The sequence below is a fragment of the Psychromonas sp. KJ10-2 genome (assembly GCF_047323255.1).
Taxonomy (GTDB): domain Bacteria; phylum Pseudomonadota; class Gammaproteobacteria; order Enterobacterales; family Psychromonadaceae; genus Psychromonas.
In genome coordinates this window covers 1891869-1916864 of the sequence record NZ_CP178827.1, presented here as the reverse complement: position 1 = coordinate 1916864, position 24996 = coordinate 1891869, and the positions used below count along the sequence as shown (strand labels likewise).

The following is a 24996-nucleotide window of genomic DNA, read 5'->3' as shown; positions in this document are numbered from 1 at the left end:
TTTTAACAAGTAAAATAGATCAGTTACTTACTATGATTGGTATTAAATAGGTCGTTAAGTAAGAGATGAGTGTGGCAACAGAATATTAGTGCTTTTAAAAGTATAATGGGGGAGTGTCACGAGTACAAAAAAGCGACTCATTGAGTCGCTTTTAGATTATATGCAGATTGAGGACTGAGTAAGAGCACCTAGTTCAATAGAAACTATTTAAACAAAGTTTTATGACAGTAATATTGCCATGTATTTTTTGTTTTAATAAAGCCTTATAGCTGCTCTTTTAATTGGTATAACATGGCTAATGCTTGCTTAGGAGTTAATTCATCAGGATCTATATCTTGCAGTAGCGTAACAGCATAGTGAGGCTCTGGCGCTTCTAAGGCTAAACTTGCCTGTTGTTGTATCATTACAGGCTGCTCTATGTTGTTTGTTGTTGCCTCTGTTTGTATAGAGTTGGATTCTAGTTGCTGCAACTTTATTTTGGCATTCTCTAATACATTTTTAGGAACCCCAGCTAAAGCAGCTACCTGTAGACCATAACTCTTATTCGCCGCACCTTCTTGTAATGCATGTAAAAAGGCGATGCTGTCACCATGCTCTACAGCATCAAGGTGCACATTCACCAGTTCAGGAATAGTTTCTGGTAAACGGGTTAATTCGAAGTAGTGTGTCGCAAATAGCGTATAGGCTTGTATTTTCTCAGCCAACTGTTCAGCACAAGCCCAGGCCAGTGATAAACCATCAAAGGTACTCGTACCACGACCAATCTCATCCATTAACACTAATGAATTAGGCGTTGCATTATGCAAAATATTAGCCGTTTCCGTCATCTCAACCATAAAAGTAGAGCGTCCGCTGGCTAAATCATCGGATGCACCAATACGCGTAAAGATGCGATCAATTGGACCAATGGTTGCACTTTCTGCTGGAATAAAACTACCAATATGTGCCATCAGTACCATTAAGGCAACCTGACGCATATAGGTCGATTTACCCCCATATTCGGGCCGGTAATAATCAACATACGTCTGTCATTATGTAAATCAACAGGGTTAGCAATAAACGGTGTTTTACTCACTTGTTCAACGACTGGGTGACGACCTTCTTGAATGTTAATGCCATTTTCTTTCTGTAAAACAGGACGAACGTAGTTTAAGGTTAATGCTCGTTCCGTTAAGGTATTAAGTACATCTAATTCCGCTAACGCTTTGGCAGTAAATTGTAAGCTTCTTAAATGCGGTAACAATGAGATCAATAAGCTGTTCATACAGTTTCTTTTCTAATGCCAATGCTTTCCCTTGGCTAGAGAGGACTTTCTCTTCGTGCTCTTTTAACTCAGCAATAATATAGCGCTCAGCACCTTTTAGGGTTTGGCGACGTACATAGTGCTCGGGTACTTTGTCTGATTGACTACGTCCAATTTCAATAAAGTAACCGTGTACTCGGTTATAACCTACTTTTAAGGTACTAATGCCGGTACTTTCACGTTCACGCTGTTCAAGCGCTTCTAAGTAGTCTGTTGTTCCTTTTGATAAATTACGCCAATGATCTAGCTCTTCATTATACCCTTCTTTAATTACGCCACCATCACGGATTAATACAGGCGGGTTATCGATCACCGCTGTTTCTAGTAAATTTAATAATTCAGGGTAATTTCCCATCTCTTCACTTAAGGTAGCGACTAACTCTTTCGGTAACTCCGCAATCAAATGTTGTAATTCAGGCAGTAAAGAGAAAGCACAACGTAAACGTGTTAAATCACGAGGACGAGCAGAGCGAAGAGCTAAGCGAGCAATCACTCGTTCAATATCGCCAATCTGTTTTAATGGAATAGACAACGCATCAGTTAAATCAAAATCCATTAATGTTTGGATCATGGTTTGACGATAATTCAACACGGTTAAATTACGCACAGGCTGGTGGATCCAACGTTTTAATAAACGGCTACCCATAGGTGTCACAGTGGTATCAAGAACTTGTGCTAGGGTATTATCGGTTCCGCCTGAGAGGTTAAAGGTCAATTCTAAGTTACGGCGTGTTGCTGCATCTAAAATAACTGTATCAGTGCTTTGCTCTAATGTGACTGATTGAATATGTGTTAATGCGGTACGTTGTGTATCTTTTAAATATTGTAATACTGCGCCAGCAGCACAAATAGCAAAGTGTGATTGCTCAATACCAAAACCCACTAAGTCCTGTGTCCCTAATTGTTGGGTTAATAGGTTCTTACAGGTACCAAATTCAAATTCCCATTCAGGGCGTCGGCGAATAGTAGGTAGATGTTCAATAAGTTCGATCGATTCAAAGTTATCTGGATAAAGTAACTCTGCAGGATTTAAACGTTGTATTTCTGCCTGCAAGGCTTCTGCTTTAGCAAATTCATTAACAATAAAACGCCCACTACCAATATCAAGTGATGCGATACCGAAGTTATCACCTTGTTGATACACAGAACACAGTAAGTTATCTTGCTTATCATCTAACAAGGCTTCATCGGTGATCGTTCCTGGTGTGATAATACGTACTATCTTACGTTCAACTGGACCTTTACTCGTCGCCGGATCGCCAACTTGCTCACAAATAGCAATGGATTCACCTAGATTAATTAATCTCGCTAAATATCCCTCTACGCTATGGTAAGGAACACCGGCCATAGGGATTGCATTACCGCCAGTTTTGCCACGTTGGGTTAGCGATATACCTAATAATTGTGATGCTTTACGTGCATCTTCAAAAAATAATTCGTAGAAGTCGCCCATACGATAAAATAGTAAGGTGTCTGGTACCTCACTTTTTAAGGTTAAAAATTGTTGCATCATGGGAGTATGCTGTTTTAATTCTTGTGCTGTTGGCTTCATAATGAATACACTTAAAATAACTATTTCTAAAAAAGGCGGAAAATTATGCTAACTGAAAAAACCGTTAAAGAATTAGCGCTCGCATTAGGTGAAAAATTAACTAATGCTGGCTTAGTCGCGACAACTGCAGAATCCTGTACCGGTGGTGGTGTAGCATACGCTATTACAGAAATTTCTGGAAGTTCACTGTGGTTTGATCGTAGTTTTGTTACCTACAGTAATGGAGCAAAAACTCAAATGCTAGACGTTGACCCTGAATTGATTAATACATTTGGCGCCGTCTCTAAACAGGTGGTGAATGCAATGGCTATTGGCGCAGTAAAAAACTCAGATGCGGATATTGCTGTGGCTATTAGTGGCATCGCTGGTCCTGAAGGTGGCAGTGAAGAAAAACCCGTTGGCACAGTATGCATTGCTTGGTATAACGCACACAGCGGTCATAAGACAGAAAGTTACCTGTTTGTTGGTAACCGCTCAGAAGTAAGAACACAGGCCATTCGTTTAGCGTTATTAGGTTTAATAGAGAACGCAGATGCGCTAGGATCAGCACAAATATAGCGATATTTTTAATAAAAAACTTGATACTGTATAAATGGGCAGTATACTGATTGCATATACAGTAAAAAATCAAAACCACTGGAGAAAATAATGAGTCAAGACGCAAATAAAGATAAAGCATTAGCCGCGGCGTTAGGCCAAATTGAGAAGCAATTTGGTAAAGGTTCAATCATGCGTCTTGGAGACGGTGCCGCAGCAATGATGGAAATAGAATCAGTGTCAACGGGTTCATTAGGATTAGATGTTGCGTTGGGCATAGGCGGTTTGCCTTACGGTCGTATTGTTGAAATCTACGGACCAGAAAGTTCAGGTAAAACAACGCTGACATTACAAGTGATTGCTGAAGCACAAAAACAGGGTAAAACCTGTGCATTTATCGATGCAGAGCATGCGCTTGACCCATCTTACGCAAGAAAATTAGGCGTAAATGTTGATGAGTTACTTATTTCTCAGCCTGATACGGGTGAGCAAGCATTAGAAATCTGTGACATGCTAGTTCGTTCTGGCGCAGTGGGTGTTGTCATTGTCGATTCGGTTGCTGCATTAACACCAAAAGCTGAAATTGAAGGTGACATGGGCGATTCACACATGGGTCTTCAAGCTCGCCTAATGTCACAAGCATTACGTAAACTAACGGGTAACATTAAACAAACTAACACTATGTGTATCTTCATTAACCAAATTCGTATGAAGATTGGCGTTATGTTTGGTAACCCAGAAACCACGACAGGTGGTAATGCACTTAAATTTTATGCGTCAGTACGTTTAGATATCCGCCGTATTGGTGCTGTTAAAAACGGTGATGAAATTACTGGTAATGAAACACGTGTTAAAGTGGTTAAGAACAAAGTATCTCCACCATTTAAACAAGCTGAATTCCAAATCCTATACGGTCAAGGTATTAACAACTTAGGTGAATTAATCGACCTAGGTGTTAAGCAAGATTTAGTTGAAAAATCAGGTTCTTGGTACGCTTACAACGGTAGCAAAATTGGTCAAGGTAAGACTAATGCTTGTAAGTTCTTACAAGAAAACCCTGCGGTAGCTGAAGAGCTAAATGGCAAGTTACGTGAGATTTTACTGGCTAAACCAGTATTAACACCAGAAACTGAAGAGCAAGACGGTCCAGCACCAGAGTAAGCTATCACTCAAGCTATCCGTTAGCCTTAAATAAAAAAGCCGATGTTTAAACCACATCGGCTTTTTTATTGCTGCTTAATTGGTGCTTAATATAATTGCTATTAGCCCATCAAAAATTTCAGTAATAGAAATAGCAACATACCAAAGAAGATCGTTTTAAGCAGGCTTTTAGTGACCACACTAATCACTACGCTAAATATCGCCGCGAGCAAATACACATTGTGCCAACTGAAATCGATCTCACCCATTGGCATCACTACCGCCGGAACAATAATGGCCGTTAATACCGCTGGTGGCACAAACTTTAAGGACTGCTGCATCCAGATTGGAAAGTTAATTTTCCCAGCAAAGGCGAACATAACAAATCGAATGCCAAAGGTGATAACAAACATCCCTAGGATTAACCAAACTTCACTCATACTTGTTTCTCCTGAGAAAGCGGGGATTTTTGAAAATGCACCACAGTTAATCCTACTGCAACGCCAATTAATGCACTCACAATAAGCCCTAATTTATTAGGTAAATATGCAAAGTATAAAGAGGCGATAGCGGCACTGAGCATAGCACTGAACATGGCTTTAGTGTTGAGGTAAGGAACAACCATACCAATGAAAGTCACTGACATAGCAAACTCTAATCCCCAGCTGGTCATATCTGGGATAACATTACCTAATATTAAGCCAATTGCAGTAGCGGATGACCAGCTCACATAAAAACTAAACATTGAGCCAAGATAAAAGAAGTGCGCAAACTGATGGTCATCACCTAAGGGAGAGTTAGGTTGGTAGCGTTGGCTCATATTAGCGAAGGTTTCATCAGTTAAACCAAAGGCTAACAAGCTACGTAATGGAAATGACAAGTGACTAATATGAGGCACTAATGCCGTTGCATATAATAAATGACGTAAATTGACCACAAAAGTGGTCAATAGAATGACTTCCAAAGGCGCTTGAACTGCAATCAGTGCCAACACAATAAACTGCGCTGAACCAGCAAATACAATTAACGACATCGCCATGGTTGCCCACACCGATAATCCACTGCTTGGTGCTAAAGTGCCAAATAAAATACCAAAAGGAATACCGCCCACAATTAAAGGGATCGCAGCTTTTACGCCGCCGATAAATTCCGCTTTTTTGACTGTAGTTGCCTGACTGCTTGTTTGCATACTTAAATACCTACTATTAATCCATAAACATAGTTAATAATTCATTCAAATAACGATGACCTAATTCTGTGACCTGAGCAGTTTCAGCCGTGACACTTATTAATCCCTTTTGCTCTGCTTGTTGTAATGCTGGGTTTAATGCTGAACGGTTCAAGCCTGTGTAATCTTCAAATTCAGAAAAATTAAAGCTTTCCATTAGGCGAAGGCGATTCATCATATATTCAAAGACTAAGTCATCTGGATTTACATTAATGCAATCATCCATAAACGGCCGACTTGGCTCTAAGTAACCTTTAGGGTGTTTGATTTTAGTGGTACGTACTATTTTATTTTCAAGAGGCAATGACAACTTACCGTGTGCGCCACAGCCAATGCCAAGGTAATCACCAAAACGCCAATAGTTTAAATTATGCTGACACTGCCAACCTGGTCGGCTATAACCAGATATTTCATATTGTTGATATCCATGCTCAGCTAATAATTTTAATCCTGCTTCTTGAATGCTCCAAAGTACTTCATCATCGGGTAATTTAGGAGGATGAGAGAAGTATTGAGTATTTGGTTCAATGGTTAATTGATACCAAGACAGGTGCGTTGAGTTAAGTTCGATAGCAGTGTTTAAGTCGCTCATTGCATCATCTAAACTTTGGTTTGGCAACCCATGCATTAAGTCTAGATTGAAGGTTTTCATGCCCACATGGTGTGCTTGTCTGGCAGCTGTTTTTGCTTCTTCCACACCATGAATTCGCCCTAACTTAGTGAGCTTATCCTGTTGGAAGCTTTGTACTCCAAATGAGAAACGATTGATACCAGCGCTTTTAAAGTCAGCGATTTTTTGATTTTCAATCGCACCTGGGTTTGCTTCTAGGGTGATTTCAATTCCCTCTTGGAAAGGAATTAATCCTTGAATATTTTCCAATAGCCATTTAATACCTGGAGCTGAAATTAAGCTCGGTGTACCACCACCAATAAAAATACTAAATAGCTGACGTCCTTGCACAAAACGTAAGTCTTGTTTTAAGTCATCTATTAATGCATTTAAGTATTCTTGTTCAGGTATCTCTCCCTTTAGTTTGTGAGAATTAAAATCACAATAGGGGCACTTTTCAATACACCAAGGGATATGAACATATAAACTGAGCGGGGAAGTTGTAACATTAATTTTTCCAATCTAAAAAGCGACTATAAAAGTCGCTTTAAAATACCTGAATAGCGAAAGTTGTGTTTACGCGTTAGCTGATAACTGCTCTTTTAGTAAACTCACTAATTGAGTTAATGCTTTACCGCGATGACTTAATTCACTTTTACGTTGTTTAGTGAGTTGTGCAGAGGTTGATTGTTCGCTTTCAACCCAAAATATTGGGTCGTAACCAAAACCTTGCTCACCTAATACTGCTTCTGTAATGCTACCTTCCCACGTGCCTTGGCAAATAATAGGCGTTGGATCTAGCTCATGGCGAAGATAAACCAGTACACATTGAAAACGTGCTTTACGTTGTTCTGGGTTAATACCCACCAACTTTGACAGTAACTTATCGATGTTATCTCTGTCTGTTGCACCTTCTCCAGCATAACGTGCAGAGTAGATCCCGGGTTGACCATTTAAGAAATCGACTTCTAAACCAGAATCATCGGCAATGGCTGGTAATCCTGTCAGCTTAGATGCATGGCGTGCTTTAATAATCGCATTCTCAACAAAAGTTGTACCTGTTTCTGGTACATCTGGCACATTAAATTGGCTTTGCGGTAAAACTTCAATAGAAAAACTATTCAGTAATTCGCTCATCTCTTTTACTTTGCCTTGATTGCCCGTGGCCAGTACCCATTTTTGTTTCATCGTATTTCCTAACATTTATCATTGAAAATAAAGCGTGTGATTATTTTTTGCTGTTATTGGGGGATTATACTGTTTTGTTAGCGGAGGTGAAGGAAAGTTATGAAGAGATGTAGGTATGGCGAGGATATTTCGCCATACCTTATATTACGGTCATTCAGAAGGTGATTAACCGAGTATTTGTGCCAGTAAGTCCGTCACTAATTTTTCTACAAATTGTAAGCCAAGTAATACCACTAACATCGATAAATCAAAACCACCTAGTGGTGGAATGATACGACGAATAGGACGAAGCAATGGTTCAGTTAATTGGATCATGACAGCTTCAACAGGGTGTTGACCTTGGCTAACCCAACTTAAGATTGCACGTATTACTAATACCCAGAATAGCAGTTTAAAGATCGCAGTGACTAAGATAAATAAACCAGAAGCTAATACGATAGGTAAGTTAATCCCATAGTTTAGTACGGCACTTAGTACCAAAATTTTTGCAACTGCAACAACAAATGCAAATAATACCGTCGCGGTATCTAATCCGCCAATAGGTGGGATAATACGACGTAGAGGCGCAACAACAGGTTGTGTTGCTTTTACAATAAACTGGCTGAATGGATTATAAAAATCTGCTCTTGCTAGTTGTAACCAAACACGTAATAAAACCACCATTAGATACAGGTCAAAAACGGTATCGATTAAAAAGTTAACTGCATTCATTTATTTCTACCTTTTATAGAATGTTTATAGCAATGGGTTAAAATAGTTTTTCCATTTCTGCGCCGCGATCTGATGCAGCTTGCATCGCTTTACCTACGATTTCTGGTAGGTCTAGCTCGTTGAAGGTACGAATAGCTTCTGCAGTTGTACCTCCTTTAGATATAACGTTATTACGAAGAGTTTCAAGGTCTAGGTGTGCATTTTGTTTTACCATTTCAGCACTACCAATGGCAGATTGTTGTACCAGTAAACGTGCATCTTCTTTACTGAAGCCCATCTCCATCGCTTTTTTCTGCATTGATTCCATAAATAGGAAAAATAAGCGGGTGCTGAACCAGCTGCTGCGATCACACCATTAATTTGTGCTTCATCTTCAACCCATACAATTTCACCTACTGCGCTCATGAGTTCACTAGCAAAATCTTTGTCTTGTGCTGACACTTGTTGTGATGCAAATAAACCTGTCATGCCTTTTTGTAATAAAGAAGGGGTGTTTGGCATAGTACGAATCACGGCCGTATTTTCGCCCAATACTGATTGGAAACGTGTTACAGAAACACCGGCTGCAATTGAAATCACTAATTTATTAGAAAAATCAACGCCACCATCTACCAATGCTTGGCACACATCGGCCATCATTTGTGGTTTAACGCCTAATACAATCACATCTGCCCAAGTTGCAGATTGGTTATTATCTTGGCTTGCTGTAATTGCTAGGTCGTCCGCTAGTTGTTGAGTATTGGTTAAACTAGGTGCTGATGCGCAAATCAAGTTGGCTGGGTAGCCACCTTTTACTAAACCATTAATGATACTGCCAGCCATGTTGCCTGCACCAATAAAGGTGATTTTCTTATCTTGCATTATGTTTTTCCTTTTATTAACGTTTTATCGTGCGCCAAAAATGTCGGTGCCAATGCGTACCATGGTACTGCCGCATTTAATTGCACTTTCTAAATCGCCACTCATTCCCATCGACAGTGTATCGATATCTTGATATTGCTGTTGTAGGGTTTGATAAATTTCATGCAATGCTAAAAATTGTTCCTCGACTATTTTTGGGTCGTCACTTTTCTGCGGAATCGCCATGATACCACGAAGTTTTATACGCGGCAGATCTTGAATTTGTGCTGCCAATTCTAATACTTGCGATAAAGTAGTACCCGATTTGCTCTGTTCTCCGCTAATATTAACTTGCAAGCAAATATTAAGGTCTGGCATATCATCTGGGCGTTGTTGACTTAAACGTTGTGCTATCTTTAAACGGTCCACACTTTGTACCCAATCAAAATGCTCTGCAACAGGGCGGGTTTTATTCGATTGTAATGGACCAATAAAATACCAGTGAATGGGTCTATCAAACTCTGGATCTATTTTTATTTGTTGAATTTTCTCTACGCTTTCTTGTACATAGTTTTCTCCAAAGTGAGATAAACCCTGTAAGAAAGCCTGTTTAATTGAGGAAACCGGTTTGGTTTTACTCACAGCTAATAACCGCACTTTGTCTTGGCGTTGTGCATTTATACTAGCTTGGGCTATTTTTTGTTCAACAGCTACGATATTGTTAGGTATATTAGTCATATTATTAGGATTTTTAAATTATGGATATAACGGAATTATTAGCCTTTAGTGTAAAGCATAAAGCATCAGATCTCACACCTTTCTGCAGGTGTTCCTCCAATGATTCGTGTGGATGGGGAAGTACGTAAAATAAACATGCCTGCCTTAGAGCACAAAGAGGTGCATAATTTAATTTATGACATTATGAGTGACCAACAACGTAAAGATTTTGAAGAGTTGTTAGAAACGGATTTCTCTTTTGAAATTAAAGACCTTGCTCGATTCCGTGTGAATGTATTTAATCAAAACCGTGGTTCTGCTGCAGTATTTCGTACCATTCCAAGTGAAGTGTTAACCCTAGAAGCATTAGGCGCGCCTTCTATTTTTAAAGATATTTCAGATTACCCGCGTGGTCTCGTATTGGTGACAGGGCCTACGGGTTCTGGTAAATCAACGACACTAGCTGCAATGGTTGATTATATTAATGATTCTCGTAATGAGCATATCTTAACCATTGAAGACCCAATTGAGTTTGTGCACACAGCGAAAAAATCACTGATTAACCAACGTGAAGTACATAAAGACACTTTAAATTTTGAAATGGCGTTACGTAGTGCATTACGTGAAGATCCTGATGTTATTTTGATTGGTGAAATGCGAGACTTAGAAACGATTCGTTTAGCATTAACTGCTGCTGAAACAGGCCATTTAGTATTTGGTACTCTACATACAACCTCTGCTGCAAAAACCATTAACCGTATTGTTGATGTATTCCCAGCCGCTGAAAAAGCCATGGTTCGTTCAATGTTATCAGAGTCATTACGTGCGGTTATTTCACAAACCCTACTTAAGAAAAATGGCGGTGGTCGTATTGCGGCTCATGAAATCATGATAGGTATTCCTGCTATTCGAAACTTAATTCGTGAAGATAAAGTGGCGCAAATGTACTCGGTTATACAAACCGGTAAAGTCCACGGAATGCAGACATTAGATCAATGTTTACGAGATTTGGTTGCTCAAGGTTTTGTAGCTTATGAAGATGCTGCTTCAAAAGCGATGGACCCTAAAACATTTTAAGGAGTAGGTATGCTAGATAAATTATTAGGTTCTTTAGATCAGTTAAAAGCCTCAGACTTATACATTTCGGCTGGCTTGCCGCCTACAGTAAAACTCAATGGGCGTTTATCTTCCTTGTCCGATGATAATATGGCTCCCGAAGATATTTATAATTTATTAGCACTTACTATGGATGAACACGACTTCGCCCAATTCAAAAGCCAAAAAGAAGCAAATTTTGCAATTCATATTGAAGGCTTAGGGCGTTTTCGGATCAGTGCTTTTATGCAAAAAAGTAGCCCAGGTATGGTGGTACGCAGAATCAATGACAGAATTCCTACCAGTGATGAATTGTACTTACCAGATCAACTAAAAGAGATCTGTATGGCTAAGTCCGGTTTAGTCTTGTTTGTTGGACCGACTGGCTCAGGTAAGTCAACAACGCTGGCCGCTATGGTAGGGTTTCGTAACCAACATGCATCCGGGCATATTTTAACCATTGAAGATCCCATTGAATTTGTACATGAGCACGCACGTTCAGTAGTAACCCAGCGTGAAGTTGGGTTAGATACTGACTCAATTGAAGAAGCGTTACGTAATGCAACTCGCCAAGCGCCTGATGTCATTGTACAAGGTGAAATCCGCAGTACAGTGAGTATGTCTCATGCTATCAGTCATGCACAAACTGGTTATTTAAGCATGGCGACAATTAATGCTAACAGCGCTGAGAAAGCCTTGGAGCAAATGTTACATTATATGCCTGAAGAGCGTCATAACCAGTTTTTAAACGAGCTTGCGGTTAACTTAAAAGCGATTGTTGCACAACGTCTTATCCCAACATTAGATGAACAAGGTAGTGTGGCTGCTTTTGAGGTGATGGTGAATTCACCTGCATTATCTAATGCAATTCGAAAGGGTGAGCGCCACCTGTTAAAAGATATTATGAAGTCATCTAAACAAGCGGGAATGCAAACTTTAGATCAAGCGTTATTTAAATTATATTCGGACTCAAAAATTAGTTATAGTGAAGCACTAGCACATGCAGATTCAGCCAATGATCTCCGCTTAATGATTAAATTAAAAGTGGGCTCAAGTTCTAAACTCGCTTCGGATAGCTTAAATGAGTTTACTATCGACTGATGTCTGTGAATGAAAGTTAAATAGGGCTGAGGAGTATTGCCTTATTTTTAAAGATTAGGAAAAAATATGATAGTTGTTATTTCTCCAGCTAAAACCTTAGATTTTGAAACACCGGCAACCACTTCTGAGTTCACAGAAGCTAGCTTATTGTCGGAAAGTCAGCGATTAATTAATCGTTGCCAAGAACTGTCGATGCAAGATGTTGCGTCACTAATGAAAGTTAGCGATAAAATCGCAGGCTTAAATGTGGCTCGCTTTGCAGAATGGAAAACACCTTTTTCATTAGATAATGATGCTAAGCAATGTTTATTTGCATTTAAAGGTGATGTTTACACTGGTCTTGAAGCGGAAACATTAAGCGAAAGCACATTACAATATGCACAAAAAATCTGCGTATTTTGTCTGGTTTATACGGTTTATTACGCCCATTAGATTTAATGTTAGCGTACCGTCTTGAAATGGGGACGCGTTTAGATAACGAACGTGGTACTAACCTGTATCAATTCTGGGGTGACTTGATCACTGATGAATTAAATAAACAGTTAGCTACACAGGATTCACAGTACCTTATTAACTTAGCATCAAACGAATATTTTAAAGCGGTAAAACCTAAAGCCTTAAAAGCGAAAGTAATTACGCCGATTTTTAAAGATCAAAAGAATGGTCAATATAAGGTGATCAGTTTCTACGCTAAAAAAGCCCGTGGTTTAATGGCGCGTTACATCATGGAAAATGAAGTTACTGATATTGAACAGCTAAAAGCATTTACTGAAGCGGGGTATTACTTCGTGGAAGCTGCTTCAAGCGAAACAGATCTGGTCTTCCAACGCGAAGAGCAATAATCAATTTATTATCTTATGATTAATAAAAGCCGATTTATTGAGAGCACCTCAGTAAATCGGCTTTTTTATTGTGTTAACTTTAGGTTTTGTGGCTAGGTAGTTTAAGCTTGCCCGAGAATAGCTGCTAGTTTCACAGCAACACCATGCTCTTTAGAAGACTTAGTCACTTCTGCATTAGGCAGTGAGTTTAATAGATCTTTTTGTGAATTAGCCATTAATATTGGCGTTCCAATTTTTCGTAGCATCTCCACATCGTTCATCCCATCACCAAAGGCGATTCCTTGTTCTGCAGTAAAGCCCATTGAGTTTAAAACAGCGTCAACAGCCATCCCTTTATTGGTTTTCGCTTCCATCACTTCTAAACATTTATCAAGCGAGAAGGTGAGGTTCACTCTATCTGAAAAAGCATCATTTAATCGATTATAAATTTGGTTGAGTTTGTCTCTTTCTCCCCAAAAGAATATTTTAATGGTGTTCGATTGATCAAGGGTCTTTAAGTCGACCTCTTTACACATAAAGTTGCTATCAATACTCATGCCCATTAATGCCTGTAGAGAGAAGTTTGCATACCATTGTTGGTCAGTAAATAGGTTAACTTGTACTGCTGGGTCAAAATCCATCTCACAGATGGCAGTTGCGATATCCTGAGGTAAGTTTTGTTGTAAGACGATATTACCATCTTGGTCATGCACACGAGCGCCATTAGAGGTGATTAGTGGAATTGGCTCACCTAAGGTATCTTGGATTTGTTTCGCTTCAATATAGTGACGGCCCGTTGCAATCACAAACTTTTTACCACTTTGCTTCCATTGCTTGACCACTGCTTTTGTTTCATTTGATACTTGGTGGTCTGGACCAAGTAATGTTCCGTCCAGATCTGAAATAGCTATTTGATACATGTTAACTTACCTTGTTGAGCGGATTGAAAAATCTAATATTTGATTAATTGCGGGTATTCTATATTGGTCTTGTTCCAATAATATTTCATGTTTGGCGTTGTCTATACGAAACAGTTGACTCTGTTGCTGTTTATCTCGGTTAACGATAAATCGTTGTTGTCCTTTTTCAGTTACAATACTGTCCGCACCTGCTTGAATCAATAATACGGGGATATCGATTTTTTGAGCATTTTTTACTGCTTTTTCAGTCGCGTATAAACTTCTGTTCACCCAGCGCATGGTTGGGCCACCTAATTGAGTTTCTATTACTTGTTCAAATATATTAAATATGGCGTTAAAACGTTTTTCGCTTGATGTTAATGCATTATCAGTAAATATGCCTTTTTGATATTCCCCGACCTTAGGTGCATAACAGGCTAATTCATTAAACAAGCTATAGGTTGCATCACAAACAAAGCTGATTATTTTAGCGGCCCATACGGGAATATTACCAGTATTGATAGAAAACATTGGGCTACAAAAACTACTTTGTTAAAAGGATGATCTTGCTCTTGTAAATACAGAGCACTAATTGCAGATCCCATAGAGTGCGCGAGTAAAAAGCATGATGGATAATGTTGTTGCAATGATAATGAGTTAACAAAATAGCGTAAATCCGCTACATAGTGTTCAAACTCATGCATCGTGGCCTCTGTGTAGGTCACCACCTAATCGACTTGATAAACCTTGGCCGCGATGGTCGATTAAAAAAATATCGTAACCTTGTTTGTTTAAGTCAAAAGCCAACTCTTTGTATTTAAACACAGATTCATTACGACCTTGGCAAATAACAATGGCTTGAATGTTACCGGTTTTAATATGTACAGTATGAATCTTGCCATCATGCTCACTATCAAATAGATGCACTGTGGCATGCTGCTGCCAAAAGGCATGAATAGCAGGTGAAAAATCATCGTCTAATAAATCTTCAGTATTGAGTTGATATTTATTGTCTAACATTCGCATTGCACTCTACTTATTTTTCAATAAGTTTATCAGTATATAGAGGAAAAATTAAAACGGAACTGATAGGGGAAATTAAAAACCACGCTGATTAGCGTGGTTTTTAATGGTTACACGAGAGAGTGAGTGATGATTAAGCTAATTTTGCTTTAATAAAGGCAATCGCTTCTTCAATCTTAACTTCTTCTTTCTCGCCAGAGGCACGGTTTTTATATTCGATAACACCGTTATCAATACTACGGTCACCAATCACTAATGTGTGTGGAATACCAATTAATTCCGCATCAGCAAACATGATACCTGGGCGCTCTTTACGGTCATCTAATAGTACTTCAATACCAGCTGCTTGTAATTCTGCGTAGTATTGCTCTGCTAAGTCTGCAACGCGATGTGATTTTTTCATGTTCATTGGCACGATCACAACAGTGAAAGGTGCGATAACATCATTCCAGATGATACCGTTTTTATCATTGTTCTGTTCAATGGCTGCCGCAACAATACGTGAAATACCAACACCGTAACAACCCATGGTCATTACTTGATTTTTACCCTGTTGGTTTAATACTGCCGCATTCATTGCTTGCGCATAAGTATCACCTAACTGGAAGATATGACCCACTTCAATACCACGGGCAATAGATAAGGTACCTTGACCACATGGGCTTAGGTCACCTTCAATCACATTACGTAAATCAGCCACTTGACCTAATGCTACATCACGATTCCAATTAATATTGAAGTAGTGTTTGTTATCAAGGTTAGCGCCTGCAGAGAAATCACTCATTACCGCCACACTGCGGTCTACAATAAATGGCATAGGTAGTGATACAGGACCTAAAGAACCAGGACCCGCTTTAACTAAATCACGGATTTCAGACTCATGGGCAAAGGTCAACGGTGAAGCGACTTCTGCAAGGTTTTCTGCTTTGATCTCATTTAGTTCATGGTCTCCACGAATAATCAATGCAACCAAATCTGATTCACTCTCTTCTGAAGCTTTAACAATGAGTGTCTTAACGGTTTTTTCAATGGCAATATTGTGTTCAGAAACAAGCTCTGCAATTGTTTTAGCATTAGGAGTATCTACTAATTCCATTTCAGCTGTTGCAGGTGCAAGTTCAACTTGTGGGCTAAGTGCTTCTGCTTTTTCAATGTTAGCTGCATAGTCACTTTGGTCAGAGAAAACAATCGCATCTTCACCGCTTTGTGCTAATACATGGAATTCATGTGATGCACTACCACCGATACTACCTGTATCTGCGATTACTGCACGGTACTCTAGTCCTAAACGGTCAAAGATACGGCAGTAAGCATCAAACATAGTTTGATATGTTTTTTCTAAACACTCTTGGTCTAGGTGGAAAGTGTAAGCATCCTTCATAATAAATTCACGAGTACGCATTACACCAAAGCGAGGGCGTGTTTCATCGCGGAATTTAGTTTGAATTTGGAATAAGTTAAGTGGTAATTGCTTGTAGCTATTTACTTCTTTACGTACTAATTCAGTGATCACTTCTTCGTGAGTTGGGCCTAAAACAAAGTCTCGGTTGTGGCGATCTTTAATACGTAATAATTCACCGCCGAATTTATCCCAACGGCCAGACTCTTGCCATAGGTCAGCAGGCTGTACAACAGGCATTGAAATTTCAACAGATCCCGCTCGTTCCATCTCTTCACGTACAATTCGCTCTACTTTACGTAATACACGTAAACCCGTGGGTAACCAAGTGTATAAACCTGAGGCTAGTTTTCGAATCATCCCTGCGCGTAACATCAGCTGGTGGCTGGCAATTACTGCATCACTTGGTGCTTCTTTTTGAGTGGATAATAAATAATTGGTAGTGCGCATGGTGATCCTTGTTGATAGTTATCTATCGTATAACGAATATTAAGTTTGCTGATTTTAGCAGTCGATTGCTGTGGACTAAAGCATTGTTAGTTGATTTAAGTAAATAATATTGTGTTTTTTTATAAAATTTGGTTAGTTTTATAACTCTAGCCAAAGGAGTTAATATGCAAAGCTACTTTAGACCCGCAAAACACAGCTTAATGATCATGTTTTGTTGTGCTGTATTGTTAATATTAAACACGGTTTTTCAAATCAATCGTTTCGGTATTGCCCCAAGGGAGTTAAGTCATTTAACTGGCATTATTTTTCTCCCTTTTTACATGGTGATTGGGCACATCTAGTGAGTAACTTTTTCCCTTTTGTTATTTTCTCCTGCTTGATTGGTTTACATAGCTTAAAACGTTTCTGGTTAGTGTTTGTATTATCAATCTTGATGACAGGCAGTTTAGTTTGGTTATTTGGTCGTGCGGCAAGTATTCATATCGGTATGAGTGGAGTAGTTTATGCGATGTGGGGATATTTAATCGTATACGGGATCAAACAGCGCCACTTTCGCGATATGTTAATTTCTATCTTAGTCTTAATTATTTATGGCGGGTTAGTATTCGGTGTCTTACCAAGTTCACCGAATATCTCCTATGAAAGTCATCTGTTTGGTGCTCTATCAGGTGCAGTGATAGGTTATCTGTTATCTAAGACTAAAACGATATAAAGACGAGGGAGCTTAGACTCCCTCAATAGACAATACATGGATCGCATCAAGCTCACATTGCCACTTAATATTAAAATCCGATAGATGCATTGCATAAACCTTAGTATCTACTTTTGATTTTTTGTAAGCAGGCCTTGGGTCTTGCTGTAATACTTCTATGATGAACTGTTGTAGTGTTTGGTATTCAGCAGGTAGTTCAGCTAACTGAGATAGAGATTGCTCACTAAAGTGAATAGCTAAAGGTGAGTCTGGTGCTGTTTGTGCAAAACCGGCTTGTGCATCAGGATTGGCATCGGCATAAGGTAAATAAGGTTTGATATCGATAATCGGTGTGCCATCAACAAGGTCTATATTACTTAAAGAAAGAAACAACTTACCATCACGTTGAATGACACCATGAAACTTCACTAATGATAAACCTATCGGATTAGGGCGATTAGGACTACGCGTGGCAAACACACCAACACGCTTATTACCCCCTAAACGCGGGGTCTTACCGTAGGGCTCCATGAATTTGTAGGTTCGGAGTCAGGACTAAGGTTTTTATGAAAGGTGAAGATAAGCCATAAATGACTAAATTCATCTAAGCCATTAAATGCATTAATGTCATTAAATGGAGGTAAGATCTCTAATTCCGCTGTTGCACTAGGCACTAAACCTGGTTGCCTTGGTACCGCAAACTTCTCTTTATAAGGAGAATGTACGGTACCTATAATAGTATGTTGCGCATTAACCATCGATTGGCTCTGCAACATCTAATGCTCTACCGTAACAAATCACATTGCTCACGCAACTCTCATCACGTTCAAAATTGATACAAGATTGGAAAACAACACCATTTGCATTCATATCAGCAGCATTGATACGTGCTTCGGTGCGCGCTTCTGCTTCACTTGCTGGCACGTCTATTTCATCAATCTGGCAACTACTCCCTTCAACCGCACCTAATACAGTATATTCAAGGTCTAATAATTGCTGCTTATCATATACAGTCACTTTAGAAGGTTTGAAGTAGGTTTCGAAATTTTCTTTATCAACATTAGAGTGCAGTTGATAATCACTACATCCCGCAATCAAGATAAGTAAAGTAAGTACAAGCAGTCTATTCATGGTGGTTACTCTTTATTAATAGTAGGGAATAATAATGAGTGGCATAATAACATCATTAAATAGTCCTGAAATAGAGAAGTGAAAATGAGTAAGTCAAAACCTGCAGTATTTTTAGATAGAGATGGTGTTATTAACAAAGATAATGGCTATGTGTCAGAGATTGATGACTTTGAATTTCTAGAAGGTGCCATAGAAGCATGTATTGCATTAAAGAAAAAAGGTTACCTATTAGTTCTTGTTACCAACCAATCTGGTATTGCACGCGGTTACTTCTCGGAAGAGCAATTTCATACATTAACGGAATGGATGGATTGGTCGATGGCTGATCGTGGTGTGGATTTGGATGGCATCTATTATTGCCCACATCATAATGAAGCAGGTGTTGGTGAATTCAAAATTGATTGTGAATGTCGTAAACCAAAACCAGGTATGTTAAATAACGCCATTGATGATTTAAACATAGATGTTGAAAATTCAATTTTAGTGGGTGATAAGGTTTCTGATATCCAAGCAGGTATTGCAGCGGGAGTGAAAATTAATTACCTAGTACGTACTGGTAAAGCAATAACAGAAGAAGGTGAAAGGTTAGCAACAGGCATTTTTGATGATTTAACGGCTATTGTTGAAAGTATTTAATAACTCTGTGGATAAGTTGCGTATTTTTGTGTGTAACTTGTGCCCAAGATCAGTATAAAAATTAATTGCAAATAATCGCAATAAAACGCTTGCCAATGTGATCTTAATCCCTATAATGCGCACCCACAGACACGGGACGGAACGCAAGTTACCCAGCGAGTTTGAGAACAAATAAGGTTAACGATTCAAGCTTCGGTTTGAAATTTAGTTTTGCCGAATGGCAATTTTTCATGTTTTAAAAAGATTAATTATCTTTTTGAAAACATTAAATAAAAGGCCTTGACATTGTTCGAAAGGCGCGTAATATACGCCGCCTAGCCGAAAGGCACGCTCTTTAACAATTTAATCAAACAATCTGTGTGAGCACTTATTGTTGATGTGATTTAAAAAAATCAAAGTCCTACTTGTTGGGCAACATCAATAGAAGTGACACACGAATTAATTCATTAATAGGTTAGGAAAACGTAGTTTTCTTAATGATTAACGTAGCGAATGAACTTGTTCAATCGCAGTTAATTCAGAATAACATTGTACTTAGGTACATAGTTTTAGTCAGTAATATTGAGTCGCACTTTTAGTGCAAATTAAACTTTAAATTGAAGAGTTTGATCATGGCTCAGATTGAACGCTGGCGGCAGGCTTAACACATGCAAGTCGGACGGTAACAGAAAGTAGCTTGCTACTTTGCTGACGAGTGGCGGACGGGTGAGTAATGCTTGGGAATATGCCTTATGGTGGGGGACAACAGTTGGAAACGACTGCTAATACCGCATAACATCTCCGGATCAAAGTGGGGACCTTCGGGCCTCACGCCATAAGAGTAGCCCAAGTGGGATTAGCTAGTTGGTAAGGTAATGGCTTACCAAGGCGACGATCCCTAGTTGGTCTTAGAGGATGACCAGCCACACTGGAACTGAGACACGGTCCAGACTCCTACGGGAGGCAGCAGTGGGGAATATTGCACAATGGGCGCAAGCCTGATGCAGCCATGCCGCGTGTGTGAAGAAGGCTTTCGGGTTGTAAAGCACTTTCAGCGAGGAGGAAAGGTTGTACTTTAATAGAGTGCAGCTGTGACGTTACTCGCAGAAGAAGCACCGGCTAACTCCGTGCCAGCAGCCGCGGTAATACGGAGGGTGCGAGCGTTAATCGGAATTACTGGGCGTAAAGCGCGCGTAGGCGGTTAATTAAGTCAGATGTGAAATCCAGGGCTCAACCTTGGAACTGCATTTGAAACTGGTTAACTAGAGTTTTGTAGAGGGTGGTAGAATTTCAGGTGTAGCGGTGAAATGCGTAGAGATCTGAAGGAATACCAGTGGCGAAGGCGGCCACCTGGACAAAGACTGACGCTGAGGCGCGAAGGCGTGGGGAGCAAACGGGATTAGATACCCTGGTAGTCCACGCAGTAAACGATGTCTATTAGAATTTTGTGGCTATATGCTGTGGGATTCAAAGCTAACGCATTAAATAGACCGCCTGGGGAGTACGGCCGCAAGGTTAAAACTCAAATGAATTGACGGGGGCCCGCACAAGCGGTGGAGCATGTGGTTTAATTCGATGCAACGCGAAGAACCTTACCATCCCTTGACATCCAGAGAATCTGTTAGAGATAGTAGAGTGCCTTCGGGAACTCTGAGACAGGTGCTGCATGGCTGTCGTCAGCTCGTGTTGTGAAATGTTGGGTTAAGTCCCGCAACGAGCGCAACCCTTATCCTTATTTGCCAGCGGGTTATGCCGGGAACTCTAGGGACACTGCCGGTGATAAACCGGAGGAAGGTGGGGACGACGTCAAGTCATCATGGCCCTTACGGGATGGGCTACACACGTGCTACAATGGCAAATACAAAGGGCAGCTAACCAGCGATGGTATGCGAATCTCCTAAAGTTTGTCGTAGTCCGGATCGGAGTCTGCAACTCGACTCCGTGAAGTTGGAATCGCTAGTAATCGTGGATCAGAATGCCACGGTGAATACGTTCCGGCGCCTTGTACACACCGCCCGTCACACCATGGGAGTGGGCTGCACCAGAAGTCATTAGCTTAACCTTCGGGATGGCGATGACCACGGTGTGGTTCATGACTGGGGTGAAGTCGTAACAAGGTAGCCCTAGGGGAACCTGGGGCTGGATCACCTCCTTACGTAAAGAAACACATTGACAAGCCTTTCGGTGAATTTGCTTAGGCAAATAAACCTGTCGGCATGAGTTTTTGCTCCGCAAATACTCATCGAGTGCCCACACAGATTGTTTGATTAGAAAGTAAAGAGACGTATAGATAGACTCTAGATGGGTCTGTAGCTCAGTTGGTTAGAGCGCACCCCTGATAAGGGTGAGGTCGGCAGTTCGAATCTGCCCAGACCCACCAATTTCTTGTATTGAAATTGGATTGCTATTTATACAAACCATGTTGGGGCTATAGCTCAGCTGGGAGAGCGCCTGCCTTGCACGCAGGAGGTCTGCGGTTCGATCCCGCATAGCTCCACCACTTCATTTAAACGAAGTGACCAACATGTGAGAAGCCTTAGATAAACAACACATTTTATCTAAGGCTTTTTTTAACGAAAAAGTCTGCTCTTTAACAATTAGGAAAGCTGATAAATGTTCTTATTTATAGCACAAAAACAATGAGTTACTTGTAACTTGAGTGGTGTGATAAATAAAACGAAATGTTTAATTCATTAACGTGAATTAAACGAGTTCTCAATATTAAAACTTCGGTTTTAGTATTGTAATCAAGCAAATAGTTCATTTTTACGAAGTAAATGTGAACACAAATGCACATTACATGCAAATGTAATGAGTACGTATCTACACACTCTTAGAGTGTTAGGTGCACGAAAAACGTAAACGTTTTTCATATGTAAATATGAGAGTCGCAAGCGTCTTGGAAACAACATACACACCCAAACACTGTTTAGGTGTTGTATGGTTAAGTGAATAAGCGTGCACGGTGGATGCCTAGGCAATTAGAGGCGATGAAGGACGTGGTAATCTGCGATAAGTCCGGGGAGTTGATAACAAGCGTTATATCTCGAATTTCCGAATGGGGCAACCCGGCACTTAGTGTCATCGTTATGTGAATACATAGCATAGCGAAGCAAACGAGGGGAACTGAAACATCTAAGTACCCTTAGGAAAAGAAATCAACCGAGATTCCGAAAGTAGCGGCGAGCGAAATCGGAACAGCCCTTAAGCTGTTTAAAAGTTAGTGGAAGGCTCTGGAAAGTGCCACGGTACAGGGTGATAGTCCCGTACACAAAAACTTCTTTACAGTGAAAACGAGTAAGTCGGGACACGAGAAATCCTGATTGAATATGGGGGGACCATCCTCCAAGGCTAAATACTCCTAATTGACCGATAGTGAACCAGTACCGTGAGGGAAAGGCGAAAAAGAACCCTGTGAGGGGAGTGAAATAGAACCTGAAACCGTGTACGTACAAGCAGTAGGAGCGGATTTATTCCGTGACTGCGTACCTTTTGTATAATGGGTCAACGACTTAATTTCAGTAGCAAGGTTAACCATTTAGGGGAGCCGTAGGGAAACCGAGTCTTAACTGGGCGAATAGTTGCTGGGATTAGACCCGAAACTTGGTGATCTAGCCATGAGCAGGTTGAAGATTGAGTAACATCAATTGGAGGACCGAACCCACTAATGTTGAAAAATTAGGGGATGACTTGTGGCTGGGGGTGAAAGGCCAATCAAACCAAGAGATAGCTGGTTCTCCTCGAAAGCTATTTAGGTAGCGCCTCATGTATCACTGTTGGGGTAGAGCACTGTTAAGGCTAGGGGGTCATCCCGACTTACCAACCCTTTGCAAACTCCGAATACCAACAAGTGCAATCATGGGAGACACACGGCGGGTGCTAACGTCCGTCGTGGAAAGGAAACAACCCAGACCGCCAGCTAAGGTCCCAAAGTATATGTTAAGTGGGAAACGATGTGGGAAGGCTTAGACAGCTAGGAAGTTGGCTTAGAAGCAGCCATCTTTTAAAGAAAGCGTAATAGCTCACTAGTCGAGTCGGCCTGCGCGGAAGATTTAACGGGGCTAAACATATCACCGAAGCTGCGGACGCATATTTATATGCGTGGTAGAGGAGCGTTCTGTAAGCCGTCGAAGGGAAAGGTGTAAACCATCCCGGAGGTATCAGAAGTGCGAATGTTGACATGAGTAACGATAAGGGGGTGAAAAACCTCCCCGCCGGAAGACCAAGGGTTCCTGTCCAACGTTAATCGGGGCAGGGTGAGTCGACCCCTAAGGCGAGGCCGAAAGGCGTAGTCGATGGGAAACGGGTTAATATTCCCGTACCCTTATATTTTGCGATGGGAGGACGGAGAAGGCTAGGTGGGCCTGGCGATGGTTGTCCAGGTTCAAGCGTGTAGGTAGGTGACTTAGGTAAATCCGGGTTGCTATATACTGAGACGCGATGTCGAGCTACTAAGGTAGTGAAGTCATTGATGCCATACTTCCGGGAAAAGTCTCTAAGCTTCAGAAATATGAGGATCGTACCCCAAACCGACACAGGTGGTCAGGTAGAGAATACCAAGGCGCTTGAGAGAACTCGGGTGAAGGAACTAGGCAAAATGGTACCGTAACTTCGGGAGAAGGTACGCCCTTGACGGTGATGAGACTTGCTCTCTAAGCTGTTGGGGGCCGAAGATACCAGATGGCTGCAACTGTTTATTAAAAACACAGCACTCTGCTAAATCGTAAGATGACGTATAAGGTGTGACGCCTGCCCGGTGCCGGAAGGTTAATTGATGTGGTTAGACTTGGGTCGAAGCTATTGATCGAAGCCCGGTAAACGGCGGCCGTAACTATAACGGTCCTAAGGTAGCGAAATTCCTTGTCGGGTAAGTTCCGACCTGCACGAATGGCGTAATGATGGCCATGCTGTCTCCACCCGAGACTCAGTGAAGTTGAAATCGCAGTGAAGATGCTGTGTACCCGCGGCTAGACGGAAAGACCCCGTGAACCTTTACTATAGCTTAGCAGTGAACTTAGAGCCTACATGTGTAGGATAGGTGGAGGCTTTGAAACCGCGTCGCCAGATGCGGTGGAGCCGACCTTGAAATACCACCCTTGTATGTTTTGAGTTCTAACCATGGCCCCTGAATCGGGGTTTGGGACACTGTTTGGTGGGTAGTTTGACTGGGGCGGTCTCCTCCCAAAGAGTAACGGAGGAGTACGAAGGTTGGCTAATCACGGTCGGACATCGTGAGGTTAGTACAATGGTATAAGCCAGCTTAACTGCGAGACAGACACGTCGAGCAGGTACGAAAGTAGGTCATAGTGATCCGGTGGTTCTGAATGGAAGGGCCATCGCTCAACGGATAAAAGGTACTCCGAGGATAACAGGCTGATACCGCCCAAGAGTTCATATCGACGGCGGTGTTTGGCACCTCGATGTCGGCTCATCACATCCTGGGGCTGAAGTCGGTCCCAAGGGTATGGCTGTTCGCCATTTAAAGTGGTACGCGAGCTGGGTTTAGAACGTCGTGAGACAGTTCGGTCCCTATCTGCCGTGGGCGTTTGAGAATTGAGAGGAGCTGCTCCTAGTACGAGAGGACCGGAGTGGACGAACCGCTGGTGTTCGGGTTGTTATGCCAATAGCATTGCCCGGTAGCTACGTTCGGAATCGATAACCGCTGAAAGCATCTAAGCGGGAAGCGAGCCTCAAGATGAGTTCTCACTGGAACTTTAAGTTCCCTAAAGGGCCGTTGGAGACTACAACGTTGATAGGCAAGGTGTGTAAGTGCGGTAACGTATTGAGCTAACTTGTACTAATTACCCGTGAGGCTTAACCATACAACACCTAAGTAGTGTTGTTATGTGACCAAGATAGTCAAAGAAGACGTTAAAATATAAGCGCTTGTGATAGCGTATTTACATAACTGCTGATTAGATAGAGCAAAAAACAAGAACATTAGA

At 41.0% G+C, this 24996-nt stretch carries 18 protein-coding genes, 2 tRNA genes, 2 rRNA genes and 5 pseudogenes; 12 read left to right on the top strand and 15 right to left on the bottom strand.

Annotated features, from left to right (window positions below; genetic code table 11):
- Window positions 1–263: 263 nt before the first annotated feature.
- Window positions 264–2855, bottom strand: a pseudogene (gene mutS, locus ACLKL2_RS09165) (DNA mismatch repair protein MutS).
- Between the two features lie 45 nt (window positions 2856–2900).
- On the opposite strand from mutS, the gene ACLKL2_RS09160 reads away from it, so the two are divergent.
- Both ACLKL2_RS09160 and recA read left to right on the top strand, forming a co-directional pair.
- Entirely contained in the window at window positions 2901–3413 is a 513-nt protein-coding gene (locus ACLKL2_RS09160; RefSeq protein ID WP_413694153.1) for a CinA family protein, read from the top strand.
- Between the two features lie 90 nt (window positions 3414–3503).
- Complete coding sequence (gene recA / locus ACLKL2_RS09155) at window positions 3504–4553, top strand: recombinase RecA (protein WP_413694152.1); 1050 nt, start codon at window positions 3504–3506, stop codon at window positions 4551–4553.
- Window positions 4554–4654: 101 nt separating this feature from the next.
- Here the strand turns inward: recA and ACLKL2_RS09150 are convergent, their stop codons facing one another.
- The 7 genes and pseudogenes from ACLKL2_RS09150 to ACLKL2_RS09120 all read right to left on the bottom strand — a co-directional run bounded on the left by ACLKL2_RS09150 (window position 4655) and on the right by ACLKL2_RS09120 (window position 9847).
- Window positions 4655–4972 carry an AzlD domain-containing protein gene (locus ACLKL2_RS09150; protein WP_113819234.1) on the bottom strand — a complete coding sequence of 106 codons (318 nt, stop codon included), beginning with the start codon at window positions 4970–4972 and terminating at the stop codon, window positions 4655–4657.
- On the bottom strand, window positions 4969–5721 hold the full coding sequence (locus ACLKL2_RS09145) for an AzlC family ABC transporter permease (RefSeq protein WP_413694151.1): 753 nt from the start codon (window positions 5719–5721) through the stop codon (window positions 4969–4971). Before ACLKL2_RS09145 ends, ACLKL2_RS09150 begins: the two co-directional genes overlap by 4 nt.
- Before the next feature lie 16 nt (window positions 5722–5737).
- Entirely contained in the window at window positions 5738–6883 is a 1146-nt protein-coding gene (hemW, locus tag ACLKL2_RS09140; RefSeq protein WP_413694290.1) for a radical SAM family heme chaperone HemW, read from the bottom strand.
- 63 nt (window positions 6884–6946) lie between these two features.
- Entirely contained in the window at window positions 6947–7558 is a 612-nt protein-coding gene (locus ACLKL2_RS09135) for an XTP/dITP diphosphatase (RefSeq protein ID WP_113819237.1), read from the bottom strand.
- Window positions 7559–7723: 165 nt separating this feature from the next.
- Entirely contained in the window at window positions 7724–8269 is a 546-nt protein-coding gene (locus ACLKL2_RS09130; protein ID WP_113819238.1) for a YggT family protein, read from the bottom strand.
- A gap of 37 nt (window positions 8270–8306) precedes the next feature.
- A pseudogene (gene proC / locus ACLKL2_RS09125) lies at window positions 8307–9130 on the bottom strand (pyrroline-5-carboxylate reductase).
- 24 nt (window positions 9131–9154) lie between these two features.
- Window positions 9155–9847, bottom strand: a complete 693-nt coding sequence (locus ACLKL2_RS09120) for a YggS family pyridoxal phosphate-dependent enzyme (RefSeq protein WP_113819240.1) — start codon at window positions 9845–9847, stop codon at window positions 9155–9157.
- 20 nt (window positions 9848–9867) lie between these two features.
- On the opposite strand from ACLKL2_RS09120, the pseudogene ACLKL2_RS09115 reads away from it, so the two are divergent.
- The 3 genes and pseudogenes from ACLKL2_RS09115 (at window position 9868) to yaaA (ending at window position 12864) form a co-directional block, all read left to right on the top strand.
- Window positions 9868–10903, top strand: a pseudogene (locus ACLKL2_RS09115) (type IV pilus twitching motility protein PilT).
- 9 nt (window positions 10904–10912) lie between these two features.
- Complete coding sequence (locus tag ACLKL2_RS09110; RefSeq protein ID WP_413694150.1) at window positions 10913–12022, top strand: PilT/PilU family type 4a pilus ATPase; 1110 nt, start codon at window positions 10913–10915, stop codon at window positions 12020–12022.
- 66 nt (window positions 12023–12088) lie between these two features.
- Window positions 12089–12864 (top strand): annotated as a pseudogene (gene yaaA / locus ACLKL2_RS09105) (peroxide stress protein YaaA).
- Between the two features lie 101 nt (window positions 12865–12965).
- On the opposite strand, the gene ACLKL2_RS09100 reads toward yaaA, so the two are convergent.
- From ACLKL2_RS09100 to ACLKL2_RS09085, 4 genes and pseudogenes are all read right to left on the bottom strand, one after another.
- Complete coding sequence (locus ACLKL2_RS09100) at window positions 12966–13763, bottom strand: Cof-type HAD-IIB family hydrolase (protein WP_113819244.1); 798 nt, start codon at window positions 13761–13763, stop codon at window positions 12966–12968.
- 6 nt (window positions 13764–13769) lie between these two features.
- Window positions 13770–14446: pseudogene (locus ACLKL2_RS09095) on the bottom strand (alpha/beta fold hydrolase).
- Entirely contained in the window at window positions 14439–14762 is a 324-nt protein-coding gene (locus ACLKL2_RS09090; protein ID WP_413694149.1) for an alpha/beta fold hydrolase, read from the bottom strand. Before ACLKL2_RS09090 ends, ACLKL2_RS09095 begins: the two are co-directional and overlap by 8 nt.
- Before the next feature lie 136 nt (window positions 14763–14898).
- Window positions 14899–16614, bottom strand: a complete 1716-nt coding sequence (locus tag ACLKL2_RS09085; protein ID WP_113819246.1) for a proline--tRNA ligase — start codon at window positions 16612–16614, stop codon at window positions 14899–14901.
- A gap of 164 nt (window positions 16615–16778) precedes the next feature.
- Here ACLKL2_RS09085 and ACLKL2_RS09080 point away from each other — a divergent pair, with 164 nt between their 5' ends.
- A complete protein-coding gene (locus ACLKL2_RS09080; protein ID WP_413694148.1) occupies window positions 16779–16955 on the top strand; it encodes a hypothetical protein in 177 nt (58 codons plus the stop codon).
- Complete coding sequence (locus tag ACLKL2_RS09075) at window positions 16955–17326, top strand: rhomboid family intramembrane serine protease (RefSeq protein ID WP_413694147.1); 372 nt, start codon at window positions 16955–16957, stop codon at window positions 17324–17326. The genes ACLKL2_RS09080 and ACLKL2_RS09075 overlap by 1 nt, the downstream gene beginning before the upstream one ends.
- A gap of 12 nt (window positions 17327–17338) precedes the next feature.
- Here ACLKL2_RS09075 and tsaA read toward each other — a convergent pair whose 3' ends face one another.
- Genes tsaA through rcsF form a run of 3 tightly spaced genes read right to left on the bottom strand, consistent with a single transcriptional unit; the run spans window position 17339 to window position 18436 of the window.
- Window positions 17339–17836, bottom strand: a complete 498-nt coding sequence (gene tsaA / locus ACLKL2_RS09070; RefSeq protein ID WP_413694146.1) for a tRNA (N6-threonylcarbamoyladenosine(37)-N6)-methyltransferase TrmO — start codon at window positions 17834–17836, stop codon at window positions 17339–17341.
- Entirely contained in the window at window positions 17806–18081 is a 276-nt protein-coding gene (locus ACLKL2_RS09065) for a TrmO family methyltransferase domain-containing protein (protein WP_413694145.1), read from the bottom strand. The genes tsaA and ACLKL2_RS09065 overlap by 31 nt, the downstream gene beginning before the upstream one ends.
- On the bottom strand, window positions 18056–18436 hold the full coding sequence (gene rcsF, locus ACLKL2_RS09060; RefSeq protein ID WP_413694144.1) for an Rcs stress response system protein RcsF: 381 nt from the start codon (window positions 18434–18436) through the stop codon (window positions 18056–18058). The genes ACLKL2_RS09065 and rcsF overlap by 26 nt, the downstream gene beginning before the upstream one ends.
- Window positions 18437–18520: 84 nt before the next feature.
- Between rcsF and gmhB the strand changes: the two genes are divergently transcribed.
- The 5 genes from gmhB (at window position 18521) to ACLKL2_RS09035 (ending at window position 24873) form a co-directional block, all read left to right on the top strand.
- Window positions 18521–19072, top strand: coding sequence for a D-glycero-beta-D-manno-heptose 1,7-bisphosphate 7-phosphatase (gmhB, locus tag ACLKL2_RS09055; protein WP_413694143.1), 552 nt, complete (start codon window positions 18521–18523; stop codon window positions 19070–19072).
- A 593-nt stretch (window positions 19073–19665) separates the two neighbouring features.
- A 16S ribosomal RNA gene (locus tag ACLKL2_RS09050) occupies window positions 19666–21206 on the top strand.
- 148 nt (window positions 21207–21354) lie between these two features.
- Window positions 21355–21431, top strand: a tRNA-Ile gene (locus ACLKL2_RS09045).
- A gap of 44 nt (window positions 21432–21475) precedes the next feature.
- Window positions 21476–21551, top strand: a tRNA-Ala gene (locus tag ACLKL2_RS09040).
- Window positions 21552–21993: 442 nt separating this feature from the next.
- Window positions 21994–24873: ribosomal RNA gene (locus ACLKL2_RS09035) — 23S ribosomal RNA — on the top strand.
- The 16S and 23S rRNA genes sit together here with 2 tRNA genes alongside, the layout of an rRNA operon.
- Window positions 24874–24996: the final 123 nt, after the last annotated feature.